Source organism: Longimicrobiaceae bacterium (assembly GCA_035696245.1).
In the GTDB taxonomy this organism is placed as follows: Bacteria; Gemmatimonadota; Gemmatimonadetes; order Longimicrobiales; family Longimicrobiaceae; genus DASRQW01.
The window spans coordinates 1-12296 of sequence record DASRQW010000495.1 but is presented as its reverse complement, the minus strand read 5'-3'; the positions used below and the strand labels follow the sequence as shown (position 1 = coordinate 12296).

The following is a 12296-nucleotide window of genomic DNA, read 5'->3' as shown; positions in this document are numbered from 1 at the left end:
CATCGCCGCCGGCCTCACGCGCGCCCCCACGTGCTCGCCCGCGACCTCGCGGTACAGCGCCGCGTACTCCCCCGCCATCCGCTCGGCCGAGTAGCGGCGGAGGGCACGCGTGCGCGCCGCCTGCGCGAGCTGCGCCCGCCGCGCGGGGTCGCCCGACAGCTCGCGCAGCACGCCCGCCAGCGCGCCCGCGTCGCCCGCGGGGAAGAACGCCGCGCAGCCCGCCCACAGCTCCGCGAACGAGCCGATGTCGCTCAGCACCAGCGCGCAGCCGTGCAGCGCCGCCTCCAGCGGCGCCAGGCCGAACGGCTCGTACAGCGACGGCGCCACGTAGATGCCCGCGCGGTGCATCCACCCGTCCACCTCCGCGCGCTCCACGCGGCCGTGCGAGCGCAGGCGCGCGGGCGCGAACCGCTCGCCGTGCGGCGCCACCGTCTCGCCGAACAGGTGGGCGGGCGGCGCCGCATCTCCCAGGATCTCCAGCGCGCGGTCCAGCACGTGGACGCCCTTCGCCCGGTCCCACGCGCGGCCCACGGTGATCAGCGCCTCTCCGTCCGCCGTGCCGTGGGCCGCGTTGCGAGCGGGGGGCGGCACGATGCCGTTGTGGATCACGCGCACGCGGTCCGCGCCGTAGTGGCGGCGGGTGAGCATGGCTTGGTAGCGGGTGGGCGCCACCACCGCGGCGGACGCTCCCAGCCCGGCGCGCACCCATTCCTCGTACCGCTGCCACTCCGCCGGCGGGCGCTGGCCCAGCGTCTCGCCGAACCAGCTCAGCACGTCGCTGTGGACGGCGGTCACCACGGGGCAGGGGAAGCCCGCCGCCGCATACGCCATCTGGTTCAGGTGCGCGACCTCCGCGTTCCACAGGCGCGCCAGGCCCGCCAGCCACTCGCCCGCCGCGGCCACGTCTTCCGCCGCACCGTCCATCCACTCCAGGCGGTACGTGCGCCACGTGGTCTGCACGCCGGCGGGCAACGCGGCCAGGCGCTCGTCGCGCGGCTCGCCGATCACCGCCACCAGCACCTGGCAGCCCATCGCGTCGAGCTGGCCGGCGAGCGTGACGGTGTGGTCCCACACCCCGCCCACCGTGTCGGTGGAGAGCAGGATCCTCATCGCCCGTAGATCCCGTCCAGCACGCGCGCCACATCCACCAGCCGCTCGGCCGCGGGGTCGAAGCGCTCGCCCGCGGCCAGGCGCCGCGCCCAGTCCGTCGCCGCGCCGCCGCCCCAGTCGTCCGGCGGCGCCGCCAGGCTCTCGCGGCCGGTGCCGTGGAAGAGGTCCGCCGAGAAGTCGTAGAACGAGCCGCCCACGTTGCGCATCTCCGCGCCGCCGCCGGTGCCGAAGAACGACGCCGCGATCACCGCGTCCGTCCCGGCATTCAGGCGCCACGAGCACGCAAGCCGCACCGATGCGCCGCCGGCCAGCTCCACCGTGGCCGTCGCGTAGTCCTCCACGCGGTCCGTGCGCCCGCCCAGCGGCTCGCCGCCCGCGTAGAGCTGCGACGACACGCTTTCGACCGCGGGGAAGCCCAGCGTCCACAGCGCGAGGTCGACCAGGTGGACGCCCAGGTCCATCACGCAGCCGCCGCCGGAGAGCGCGGGGTCGTAGAACCACGGCTTGTCCGGCCCGTACGCGTTGTGGAACGTGAGGTCCACGCCGAAGATGCGGCCTAACTCCCCGTTCTCCACCCGCTCCTTGATCCGCGTCATCCCCTCCGTGAAGCGGTACGACAGATCGACGGAAAGCAGCCGGTCCGCTGCGCGCGCCGCGTCCACCACCGCGCGGACCTCGGCCGCCGTGCGGCCCAGCGGCTTCTGGCAGAACACCGCCGCGCCGCTCTCCAGCGCGCGGATGGACTGCTCCGCGTGCAGCGCGCTGGGCGTGGCGATCACGATCCCGTCCAGCCCCGCGTCCAGCAGCGCATCGAACGAATCGGCCACCTGTGCGCCCGGCGCCGCCTTCGCCGCCTCAGCCACCATCTCGGCCGAGGGGTCGGAGATCATCGCCACCTCCGCGACCCCGCTCCGCGCGATCGCCTCCATCCGGTGCCGCCCGATCCACCCCGTCCCCAGGAACCCCAGCCGCGGCCTCGCGTTGCCGATAGATGCCATCCCTCCGGCAGATGCGAAGCGTTCGGTAGATGCGACGCTTTCGGTCGATGTGCCGTGATCGGTGGATGCGAAGCTTCCGGCCGATGCGGTGTGTTCGGTAGATACGATGCTCTCCGTCGATCCCACCTCTTCCGCGGATACGCCGTCACGCATCTCCCCAACCTTCTCGGCGGATACGATGCTGCCCGTTCCCCGTGTATGCTCGGCCGATGCGGGGCTTTCTGTCGTTTCAATTCCGTCGGCGGATGCGAGGTGGCCCGCCGCGATCTCGTCCGCCGTCCCTACCTTGTCCGGCGATGCGGTGAGGAGGTCGCTCACGGCGTCACCAGCGCCTTGAGGAAGCCGTCGGGACGGGTGCGCGTGGCTTCCAGCGCCTCGCCGAGCTGGTCGAGCGAGTACGTGTGCGTGTACAGCGGCGACGGGTCCAGCCGGCCGTTCACCACCGCGTCCACCGCCGCGCGGATGCCGTCCAGGTACACCTGCGGGTCGCGCTCGTGGGCGTTGATCACGTCCAGCCCGCGCCAGTTCCACATCTGCATGTTCACCTGGCGCGGCCCGTCCTGGTGGTAGCCGGCAATGATCAGCCGCCCCCGCTCCCGCGTGATCTCGGCCGCCAGGTCCAGCGGCCACTGCTTGCCCACGGCCTCGATCACGCGGTCGCACAGCTCGCCGCCGGTGAGCTGCTTCACCCGCTCGATGATCTGCCAGTGGTCTTCCATCGGGATCGTCTCGTCGGCCCCCATCGACCTGGCGACGGCCAGCGAGAAGGGCCGCCGGGAGATGGCGATCACGCGCGCGCCTGCGTCCTTCGCCAGCTTGGTGAGCAGCGCGCCCAAGAAGCCGATGCCCACGATGCCCACCGTGTGCCCCTCGCCGATGCCGCTGCGCCGGAAGATGTTCATCGCGCAGCCCAGCGGCTCACCGGGGAAGGGCGTCTTCGCCAGCTCCGCCGGCAGCGGCACCACGTGCGTGGCCGGCGCCACGTCGTACTCCGCGTACGCACGGTACGACAGCGCGGCCACGCGGTCTCCGGCCGCGACACCGTCCACGTCGGAACCGACGGCGTCCACGATGCCCCAGCCCTCGTGGCCGGGGCTGCCGGGCTCCTGCGGGTACTGCATCCACGGCGTGCCCTCCCAGGCCGCCAGGTTGCTCGCGCACACCCCGCAGCCCGTCAGGCGGATCCGCACCTCGCCCGGCCCCGGCTCCGGCAGCGGGACCTCCTCGATCCGCACGTCGCCCGGCCCGTGCAGGCGCGCGGCGCGCATCGTCCCTGCGGCCGAAGGCGCGGCCCGCTCCGCATCTCCCGAAACCGCCGCGGCGCCCGTCTCCAGGCCGCCCGTCTCCGCGCCGTTCATCTCTGGCTCGTTCATCAGCATCTACAAAGCAAAGAAAAAAAGGGGGTGCCGCCGGGGAATGCCCGGCGGCACCCCGTCTCAGGGTGCCGCCTTCGCCAGCGCCGGCGCGGATGCACCGCGCGACGCGCCGACGGGGGCGGCCAGATCGGCCTCGTGCAGCCAGTCCACCAGGTGCTGAAGGCCCGCCTTCCACGGCGTCTCGGCCCGCCAGCCCAGCATCCGTTCCGCCTTTGCCGTGTCGCTCACGTACACCTTCTGGTCGCCCGGCCTCCAGTCGGCCTCCAGCACGGGCGTGTCCATGCCGGTGATCTCGCGCAGCCGCTCGATCACGCCGCGCACCGACACGGCGTTGCCCGCGCCGCCGCCCATGTTGAACACCTCGCCGCTCACCGCGTCGATCCGTCCCATCGCCGCCCGCATCGCGCGGACGAGGTCGTCGATCCACAGGATGTCGCGCACCTGGTGCCCGTCGCCGTAGATGGTGATGGGCTCGGAGCCGAAGAGCGCGCGGGCGAAGTGCGCCACCCACCCCTGGTCTTCCGTGCCGAACTGCCGCGTACCGTAGATGCAGCTCATGCGGAAGACGACCGTGGGCAGGTCGTAGATGCGGGCGTAGTCGCGCACGTACTGGTCGGCCGCGCCCTTGGAGCAGCCGTAGGGCGAGTGGAAGTCCAGGTGCGCCGCCTCGGTGATGCCGCGGCGGCCGTCGGCGTAGCGGTACATCCCGTCCGCCAGCTCCACCTCCACCTCCTCCATCCCGCCGTAGACCTTGTTGGTGGACGTGAAGAGCACCGGCGGCGGCGTCTTCATCCTCCGCGCCGCCTCCAGCACGTTGAAAGTGCCGATCACGTTGGTCTGCAGGTCCAGCGCGGGGTCGGCGAGCGACGTCGTCACCGCCACCTGCGCCGCGAAGTGGTACACATGGCTCGCCTCGGCCACCAGCATCGCGATCCGCTCGGCGTCGCGCACGTCCACCCGCTCTATGCGCACGCGGCTGCCGTGCTTCGCCTTCAGCCACGCCGCGTTCTGCGCCACCCCGTCGCGCGAGAAGTTGTCGGCCACGATCACGCTCTGCCCTTCCCGCAGCAGCGCGTCGGCCAGGTTGGACCCCACGAAACCGGCGCCGCCCGTGACCAGCGTATGTGTCCCCTTGCTCATCAATCTCCCCCTGCTCACAGCGTGAGTCCGCGGGCCGCCAGCTCGGCAGCGTGACGCTCGATGCCGCTCTCGGGCCGCTCCTGCTCGCGCAGCCACCCCACCAGCTCCGTCATCCCCTCGTCGAACGCCACCGCGGGCTCGTACCCCATGGCTTCGCGCGCCCCGCCTATGTCGGCGAAGCAGTTGCGGATGTCGCCCACGCGGTACTTGCCCGTGACCTCGGGCTCCGCCTCCACCTCCATCACCCTCGCCAGCGTCTCCGCCACCTCGCGCACCGTCACCGGGCTGCCGGAGCCCACGTTCAGCGCCTTGCCCACCGCGCCTTGCTTCTCGACCGAGAGCAGGAGCGCGCGGACGATGTCGTGCACCGACACGAAGTCGCGCCGCTGCTCGCCGTCCTCGTAGATGAGCGGGCGCTCGCCGTTCAGCAGCCGCGAGCTGAAGATGGCGGCCACGCCCGTGTACGGGTTGGAGAGCGCCTGCCGCGGCCCGTAGATGTTGAAGAAACGCAGGGCCACGCTGGGGATGCCGTACGCCTCGCCGATCTGGAGCACCATCTTCTCCTGGTCGGCCTTGGTGAGGGCGTAGATGGAGGTCGGGTCCAGCGGCTTCCCCTCGTCCGTCGGCCTGGCGACGAGCGGCGTGCCGTCGGGGTCGCGCAGCTCCCAGTCGTGCGCGCGGAGCTGGTCCGCCGTGCGCGACGTCGCTTCGGAAGGGGCGCCGTCCGGGCGCACGTAGCGGCCCTCGCCGTAGATCGACATGCTGCTGGCGACCACCAGCCGCTCCAGCTCCATCTCGCGGTCGATCAACGCCTGCAACAGGTTGGCGGTGCCCAGGGTGTTCGTTGCCGTGTAGTCGGCCACCCGGTACATTGACTGCCCCACGCCCACGGCCGCCGCCAGGTGATAGACCACGTCCACGTCCTTGAGGGCGCGGCTCACGGCGTCGGCGTCGCGCACGTCGCCCACCACCAGCTCCGCGTGCGGCGACAGCCACTGTGGCGCGCGCCGGTCCGGGCCGTGCACCTGGGGGTCCAGGTTGTCGAAGACGCGCACCCGGTCGCCGCGCCGCACCAGCGCGTCCACCAGGTGGCTCCCGACGAAGCCGGCGCCGCCGGTCACCAGCACTCTTCTTTCCGCCACTCCACACCTCCGCTGTCCGTTGATCACGTCCTTCAAGCTCTGGAACGAACCCAACAACCTGTCGCACTGGGACTTCCTGCTCGACCCGGGCTGGAGCGCCTACGCCGCCATGGTCCGCCAGGCGTCCGCCGCCATCCGTGCCGAGGGCTGCACCGTGCCGCTGGTGCTGGGCGGCATGTCGCCCGTGGACCCCGCATTCCTGCGCCGCATGGGCGAGCTGGGCGCCCTGGACGCGGTGGACGTGCTGGCGGTGCACGGCTTCCCGCTCGACTGGAACCTGTGGCCCCTCGACGAGTGGCCGGCCAAGCTGGAGGCGCTGCGCCGCGAGTTCGGCAAGCCGGTGTGGGTCACCGAGACCGGCGTCTCGTCGTTCGGCACCGAAGAGGTGGGCGCCTGGGGCCTGCGCCGCAGCCTGGAGCTGCTCCGCGGCGAGAAGGTCTTCTGGTACACGCTGCTGGACCTGGCCCCGCAGTACGAGGCCACCACGCGCCACAAGCAGGCCGAGGGCACCTCGTACTTCCGCCACTTCCACTTCGGGCTGCTGCGCTGGAACGGCGTGCCCAAGAAGGCCGCCGCCGCCTTCGACCCCGCCTTCGGCATCTGCCAGTGGTTCCAGTGGCGCGACGAGCGCACCCTGCGCCTGGCGGTCGACTGGCTGCACCGCCTGGGCGTGCGCGAGGTGCGCACCGGGCTCTCCTGGTACGAGAGCGACATCGACGGTTCCGAGGAGTGGTTCGACACGGTGATGGAGGCGCTGGCCCCCTTCGACGTGTGCGCCACACTCTGCTTCACCCCGCCGGCCCGCGGCATCCGCCCCAACCACACCAGCCCCCCGCGCGACCCGGCCGAGTTCGCCGACTTCGCCGCGCGCATGGCCCGGCGCTACGCCACGTCCGGCCCCGCCATCGACGTCTCCGGCGCGGGCGAGCAGAAGTAGACCTCGCGGGCGGGGTGCGCGTCGATCCGCAGCCCCGCCGACCGCAGCATCGCCTCCATCCCCGCCTCGTTGGGCACCCACCAGTTGGTCCAGTCGCCCGCGTACTCGTGCTCGATGAAGTACATCGCCGGGTAGCGCGGGTCGCCGAAGATGGCCGTCTCCTCGATCGGGTAGTTCTTCTCCAGCGGCATCCGCTCCCTGCTTCCGCGCAGCATGCTCTGGAACACCAGGCGCTCGCGCGGCAGCTTCGCGACCCTGTCCAGCGCGAGCAGCGGGTGGCGCAGGTGGTAGAAGACGCCCATGAACAGCACGTAGTCGAACTGCCGCTCCAGCCGGCCCACCTGGTACACGTCGAGCTGGTGGAACTCGATGTCGGCGCCCGTGGCCTCGGCCGCGAAGCGCGCCTGGGCGAGATAGCGCGGGTCGTGGTCGATGGCGGTGACCTGCGCGCCGCGCGCGTGCAGCTGGTGCGAGTAGAAGCCCGCGTTGCAGCCGATGTCCAGCACCGTCTTCCCCGTCATGTCGCGCGGGAATGCGGGCTCCACCTGTGCCCACAGGTCGCGCAGGAAGTTGCCCAGCGGGTGGTCCGGCGCCGTGCGCACCCCGCCGATCTCAAGGTCGTGGAACCAGGGGCCCAGCTCGCGTACCTTCGCCTCCACGTCCAGCACCGTCATGCCGCCTCCGCCGAGAACCGGGTCAGGTATTCGTCGCCCCACGCCTGCATCCGCCCGTTCACCTCGTCGGCCCATATGCCGGTGACCAGGCGCTGCGCCAGGCGCACGCCCAGGCGGCGCTCCTGGCAGCGCACCGCGTCGTCGTCGCGGCCCGCCTCCACGAGCTCTGCGGCTTCCATCTCCAGGGCGAATGCGAGTTGGTCGAGGTCGGTGAAGATGCGGCCGCGGAGAGCGGCTGCGTCGGGCGCCTCGTCGGGTGGTGGATGGCTGAGCATGTGGGCGTGTGGAAGAGACCCGGACGACCTGAAAAACCACGCTGCTGCGAAGGTTTTTCCCAGATTCGGCCCGGGATTCGGCCGGGCTCCAAAGCAACGGGCGTGCCATCTGAGAGACACCCGGGGACCCCTTCGTCAGTGGTGTGCCGCCCCCGACCATCCGTCCACTTTCGCCTCTCTCCCGCGGCGCCGCCTATCTGTCTGGAGCGCCGGACTCTGCATCTCGCGCGGGCATTGGCGGCCCGGGGAGATGCGCATCGGGCGAGCTTCCGGCGGATCATCCGGCGCCCGTCGTCCGTGGGCGCGACCAGGTGAGGATCTTAGAAGATGATCCTTCGGCCCGCCGTCTCAGCGCGCCCGAAACTCCGCCGCCTGTTGCACGCGGGCGACGGGCGAGCGGCGGTTCGCCGGCTGTCCGACGAGGATGATCGGGGGATGTCGGAAGAACGATCGGCCGAGGTCGCCGGAGAGGCAGCGAGCTGCGCGTTCGGCGGAGCGCCGGGCGCAGACGCGCCCAGACGCTTCCGCACGCTGATGCGCTCGGATCCAGCGCAATCGGTGATCCGGATCCGGGTAGATCGACTTTCTTTCGCGGAGTCTCGCCGAAGCGGTTCGGACCATCGGTAGCAGCCCACGCCGGTGGGCTTCGCGCCGTCGTAGCCCGCGGCTTTAGCCGCCAGGGCGATGCTGGCCGCACCGATTCTCCCGGATTTCGTATGATCGTTTGCGTTAGCGGAATTATCAGCAGGCCGAGGGATTCGCTCCGTCGGCACAAGCTCCGTCCGCGGATTCAGTATCGTCGTCAGACGACGGACGTACCGATCCCGGCCGGCTCTCGCGTGCGATGTGTGGAGACCGGCCGCTCAGGTGCGGGTGAGATACCAGGGGGTGTTGATGACGATGACCTGCGGGCCGCCGCGCAAGAAGAGCAGGCCCTTGAGGACGGTGGCGCGGTGGCTGTGGAGGAGAAGGTGATACCACTTGCGCTCCACCGTCTCCGGAATGATGACGGCCACGTAGCGCCCCTCGTTGGAGCGGGCCAGCTGCCGCACGTAGTCCAGCAGCGGGCCCGTCACCTCGCGGTAGCTGGACGGCACCTCCACCAGCCGCGGCACGGGCAGCCCCGCCTCGCGCAGGGGGCACTCGATCCACTCGGCCCACCGCTCGGACAGCTTCTCCACGCCGTGCTCGTTGGTGAGCATGTGCACCGCCAGCACCTCGTGCGAGATGGTGACGGCGAAGCCCAGCGCCTTGCGCGCCACGCGGTCCAGCCGCTTGAGCGGCACCACCACGATGGGCGGCGGCCCGCTCTCGATGTCGAGCGGCCCCTCCTCTTCCGTCTGCCGGTCCACGTGGTCGTGGAAGGCGCGGACGCTCTTGAACAGCAGCACCAGCGCGGGCAGCAGGAGCACGGTGATCCACGCCCCTTCCTCGAACTTGGAGACGGCCACCACCACCAGCGTGGCGCCCGTGGCGAGCGCGCCCGCGCCGTTCAGCACCAGCGAGTGCCGCGCGTGCGGCCCGCCCTCGCGCCGCCAGTGCATCACCATCCCCGCCTGCGACAGCGTGAACGCGAGGAAGGCGCCCACGGCGAAGAGCGGGATCAGCCGGTCGGTGATGCCGCCGAAAACGGTGAGCAGCCCCGCCGCCAGCAGCGACAGCAGCACGATTCCGCGCGAGTACACCAGGCGCCGGCCCAGGTACGAGAAGCCCGCGGGCAGGAAGCCGTCGATAGCCAGCACGCGGCAGAGCCGCGGGAAGTCCGCGAAGCTGGTGTTGGCCGACAGCGCCAGCACGGTGACGACAGACGCGAGGGCGATGTAGTAGAAGGTGCCGCGCCCGGCGACGGCGGCGACCAGCTGCGACAGCACGCTCTCGTAGCCCGCGGCGGCGGGCGTGGTGGCGGTGATGCCGTACGCGTGGCACAGGTACGCGATGCCCGTGAGCAGCAGGGCGAGGATTCCGCAGATGCCGGCCAGCGTGCGGCGCGCGTTCTTCGCCCGCGGCTCGCGGAAGAGGGGGACGCCGTTGCTCACCGCCTCCACGCCGGTGAGCGCCGTGCAGCCGCTGGAGAAGGCGCGCAGCAGCAGCCACAGGCTCGCCGCGCCAGCCGCCGCCGTGGCCGCGTGCGGGTGCGCGGGGCGGGCCAGCGGCACCGGGTGCCCGCCCGCCGCGAACGCCTTCGCCACGCCCCACGCGATCGCGACGCCCAGCGACGCCACGAACAGGTACGTGGGCACCATGAAGAGCAGCCCCGCCTCGCGCACGCCGCGCAGGTTCACCAGCGTGAGCAGCGCCAGGATGCAGAGGCACAGCGGCAGCGTGTACGGCAGCAGCACGGGGATGGCGGACACGATGGCGCCCACGCCGGCCGAGATCGCCACCGCCACGTTCAGCACGTAGTCGATGGTGAGCGCGCTGGCGGCCAGCAACCCGGCGTGCATCCCCAGGTTCTCGGACGCCACCGTGTACGAGCCGCCGCCCTGCGGGTACGCGGGGATCGTCTGCCGGTACGAGACGAACACCAGCCCCAGCACCACCAGGATCACCGCGCTGATGGGGGCGATGTGCCCGCTCGCCGCCGCGCCCAGCGGCAGCAGCACCGTCAGCGCCGCCTCGGGCCCGTACGCGGCAGATGCCAGCGCGTCCAGCCCCAGCACCGGTATCCCGGCCAGGGGCCCTATCTTCTGTCTCTCCTGCTCGTCCGACCGGAGCCGCCGGCCGAACAGGATCTGCCGAATCCCCATGCGTTGTTTCTGGCCCCCGAGCGGTGTGGCGCGCCGCTCCGCCAGCGGCGCCGGCCCCGGCCGCAATGCAGACGGCGAGCCGCGAGCGTACCAACGCCGCAACGGCATCTTCGGTCCCGCCACGAGCCTCCGGGTACGCCGACGCACTTCCGTCGCCCCGGCCGGGGGCGGCGGATTCCGCGCCACGCCAGGGATCGGCGTTCATCCGTAGAACAGCGTCGCACGTGGTGCTGCACCCGCGGTGAGATGGACTTCGCGCCGCCGCACATCTCCCGCTGGCATCCCATTCCCGGGCCAGGGCACACCGCTTGCGGCCCGCGGCGGGCTTCGCGAGGGAACCTACGGGCGGACAAGAACGGGTGGAGAGCCGATGGCCGGGATCGACGCACGCTGGAAGGTCGTCATCGAGAGCGTGGAGCCCGAGCTGGACTGCGGGCGCTACGCGATCAAGCGCGAGGTGGGCGACACGCTGGAGGTGCGCGCCGACATCTTCAAGGAGGGGCACGACGCCATCGCCGCCGCCGTGCGCTACCGGCCCGAGGACGAGGCGGAGTGGCGCGAAGTGCGGATGGCGTTCGTGGACAACGACCGCTGGGCGGGCTCGTTCGTGGTCGACCGCAACGTCCGCTGGCTCTACACGGTGGTCGCCTGGACCGACCAGTTCGGCACCTGGGTGCACGACCTGGAGAAGAAGTACGACGCGGGGCAGGACGTGGAGCTGGAGCTTCGCGAGGGCAGCGGGATGGTGGAGGCGTCCATCGCCCTCGCCGCGGGGGCCGACGGCGGGCGGCTGGCGTACTTCCTGGCGGAGCTGAACGGCACGCACACGCTGGCCGAGCGCGTGGCTTCCGCGCTCGACCCGGAGCTGCTGCGGTGGATGGAGCGCTTTCCCGCGCGCGGCGACCTGACGGAGTACGACCGCGTGCTGCCGGTGCAGGTGGACCGCGTGGCCGCGCGCTTCGCCGCCTGGTACGAGCTCTTCCCGCGGTCCATGAGTGACGATCCGAACCGCCACGGCACCTTCCGCGACGTGATCGCCAAGCTGCCGTACGTGCGCGACATGGGCTTCGACACGCTGTACTTCCCGCCCATCCACCCCATCGGCCTGGCGTTCCGGAAGGGCAAGAACAACACGCTGGGCGCGGGCGAGGACCAGCCGGGCTCGCCGTACGCCATCGGCGGCGCCGCGGGCGGGCACCGCGACGTGCATCCCGAGCTGGGGACGCTGAAGGACTTCCGCGAGCTCGTGGCCGCCGCGCGCGAGCACGGGCTGGAGCTGGCGCTGGACTTCGCCATCCAGGTCTCGCCGGACCATCCGTACGTGGAGAAGCACCCCGGATGGTTCTACGTGCGGCCGGACGGGACCATCAAGTACGCCGAGAACCCGCCCAAGAAGTACCAGGACATCTACCCGCTCAACTTCTACGGAGACGACTGGCAGGGGCAGTGGGAGGAGTGGCGCGACGTCGTCCTCTTCTGGGTGGAGCGGGGGGTCGACGTGTTCCGCGTGGACAACCCGCACACCAAGCCGGTGCAGTTCTGGGAGTGGATGATTCGCGAGGTGCAGAGCCAGCACCCCGAGGTGATCTTCCTGAGCGAGGCATTCACCCGCCCCAAGATGATGCGGGCGCTGGCGAAGGCTGGCTTCTCCCAGTCGTACACCTACTTCACCTGGCGGAACTTCAAAGGGGAGATCCAGGAGTACTTCACGGAGCTGACGCAGGGGCCCATGAAGGAGTACTACCGGGGCAACCTCTTCCCCAACACGCCCGACATCAACCCCGAGTTCCTGCAGACGGGCGGCCGCCCGGCCTTCATCATCCGCGCGGTCCTCGCCGCCACGCTCTCCTCGCTGTACGGCATCTACAGCGGCTTCGAGCTGTGCGAGGGGAGCGCC

General features: G+C 71.3%; 10 protein-coding genes. 2 read left to right on the top strand and 8 right to left on the bottom strand.

The genetic code is table 11. The features are described 5' to 3' along the window. The 5 genes from VFE05_22250 to VFE05_22230 all read right to left on the bottom strand — a co-directional run. Positions 1 to 1110 (bottom strand): glycosyltransferase family 4 protein (locus VFE05_22250; protein HET6232814.1); only part of this gene is annotated, 1110 nt, incomplete at its 3' end. Then, positions 1107 to 2426 carry a Gfo/Idh/MocA family oxidoreductase gene (locus VFE05_22245; GenBank protein HET6232813.1) on the bottom strand — a complete coding sequence of 440 codons (1320 nt, stop codon included), beginning with the start codon at positions 2424 to 2426 and terminating at the stop codon, positions 1107 to 1109. The genes VFE05_22245 and VFE05_22250, both read right to left, overlap by 4 nt. Then, positions 2423 to 3481 (bottom strand): zinc-binding dehydrogenase, encoded by a 1059-nt coding sequence (locus VFE05_22240; GenBank protein HET6232812.1) that lies wholly within the window; start codon positions 3479 to 3481, stop codon positions 2423 to 2425. The genes VFE05_22245 and VFE05_22240 overlap by 4 nt, the downstream gene beginning before the upstream one ends. A gap of 63 nt (positions 3482 to 3544) precedes the next feature. After that, complete coding sequence (locus VFE05_22235) at positions 3545 to 4624, bottom strand: GDP-mannose 4,6-dehydratase (protein ID HET6232811.1); 1080 nt, start codon at positions 4622 to 4624, stop codon at positions 3545 to 3547. Between the two features lie 14 nt (positions 4625 to 4638). Beyond that, positions 4639 to 5766 carry an NAD-dependent epimerase/dehydratase family protein gene (locus tag VFE05_22230; GenBank protein ID HET6232810.1) on the bottom strand — a complete coding sequence of 376 codons (1128 nt, stop codon included), beginning with the start codon at positions 5764 to 5766 and terminating at the stop codon, positions 4639 to 4641. A gap of 19 nt (positions 5767 to 5785) precedes the next feature. Here VFE05_22230 and VFE05_22225 point away from each other — a divergent pair, with 19 nt between their 5' ends. Beyond that, on the top strand, positions 5786 to 6703 hold the full coding sequence (locus VFE05_22225; protein ID HET6232809.1) for a hypothetical protein: 918 nt from the start codon (positions 5786 to 5788) through the stop codon (positions 6701 to 6703). Here VFE05_22225 and VFE05_22220 read toward each other — a convergent pair. The 3 genes from VFE05_22220 to VFE05_22210 form a co-directional block, all read right to left on the bottom strand. Then, complete coding sequence (locus VFE05_22220; GenBank protein ID HET6232808.1) at positions 6649 to 7377, bottom strand: TIGR04290 family methyltransferase; 729 nt, start codon at positions 7375 to 7377, stop codon at positions 6649 to 6651. The genes VFE05_22225 and VFE05_22220 overlap by 55 nt on opposite strands. Further along, positions 7374 to 7652 carry a hypothetical protein gene (locus VFE05_22215; protein ID HET6232807.1) on the bottom strand — a complete coding sequence of 93 codons (279 nt, stop codon included), beginning with the start codon at positions 7650 to 7652 and terminating at the stop codon, positions 7374 to 7376. The genes VFE05_22220 and VFE05_22215 overlap by 4 nt, the downstream gene beginning before the upstream one ends. Positions 7653 to 8515: 863 nt before the next feature. Next, positions 8516 to 10399 (bottom strand): APC family permease, encoded by a 1884-nt coding sequence (locus tag VFE05_22210; GenBank protein ID HET6232806.1) that lies wholly within the window; start codon positions 10397 to 10399, stop codon positions 8516 to 8518. A gap of 370 nt (positions 10400 to 10769) precedes the next feature. Here VFE05_22210 and VFE05_22205 point away from each other — a divergent pair. After that, on the top strand, positions 10770 to 12296 hold a 1527-nt coding region (locus VFE05_22205; protein ID HET6232805.1), incomplete at its 3' end, for an alpha-1,4-glucan--maltose-1-phosphate maltosyltransferase.

Excerpts from the sequence above, each read along its gene's own strand:
- VFE05_22240 (HET6232812.1), bottom strand. The coding sequence starts at position 3,481 with ATGAACGAGCCAGAGATGAACGGCGCGGAGACGGGCGGCCTGGAGACG.
- VFE05_22235 (HET6232811.1), bottom strand. The coding sequence starts at position 4,624 with ATGAGCAAGGGGACACATACGCTGGTCACGGGCGGCGCCGGTTTCGTG.
- VFE05_22220 (HET6232808.1), bottom strand. The coding sequence starts at position 7,377 with ATGACGGTGCTGGACGTGGAGGCGAAGGTACGCGAGCTGGGCCCCTGG.
- VFE05_22215 (HET6232807.1), bottom strand. The coding sequence starts at position 7,652 with ATGCTCAGCCATCCACCACCCGACGAGGCGCCCGACGCAGCCGCTCTC.
- VFE05_22210 (HET6232806.1), bottom strand. The coding sequence starts at position 10,399 with ATGGGGATTCGGCAGATCCTGTTCGGCCGGCGGCTCCGGTCGGACGAG.